Origin of the sequence: Mesorhizobium sp. Primo-A (assembly GCF_003997175.1) — a bacterium.
Lineage (GTDB): Bacteria > Pseudomonadota > Alphaproteobacteria > Rhizobiales > Rhizobiaceae > Mesorhizobium > Mesorhizobium ciceri.
This window is the reverse complement of sequence record NZ_RZTG01000060.1, coordinates 1-444: the sequence shown is the minus strand read 5'-3', so window position 1 is coordinate 444 and position 444 is coordinate 1. Positions and strand designations below refer to the sequence as shown.

Annotated in this window: 1 protein-coding gene; it reads left to right on the top strand. The window is 67.3% G+C overall.

All coding sequences use genetic code 11. The annotated features are described in order from the left end of the window. The coding region (locus EOC83_RS32585) for an Ig-like domain-containing protein (RefSeq protein ID WP_206516576.1) at positions 1–444 on the top strand (444 nt) is incomplete at both ends.

The following is a 444-nucleotide window of genomic DNA, read 5'->3' as shown; positions in this document are numbered from 1 at the left end:
ACGAGGCGGCGCTGCCGATCGGCAGCAACCCGTCGAGCACCGCCGAGACCATCGCCGGAACGGTCGTCGACAATGTATCGGGCGGCACCGGGCCCTACACCTACGCACTGGTGAGCAACGCCATCGGCGCGCACGGCACGCTGACCTTCAATGCCAACGGCACCTACAGCTACACGCTGACCTCGCCGGTCGACGGCGCCGACGCCAACAACGGCACCAACACCGTCAACAATGTCGAGACCTTCACCTACCAGGCCACCGACGCCAACGGCAACACGATCACCAACACCATCACCATCGACATCGTCGACGACGTGCCGACGGCCCATGCCGACACCAACAGCGTTGTCGAGGGCGGGATCGTGCTCGGCAACGTGCTGAGCGACGGCACGGACGACGTGTTCGGCGCCGACGGTGCGGCGGCGGGCGGCGGCGTTGTCGGGG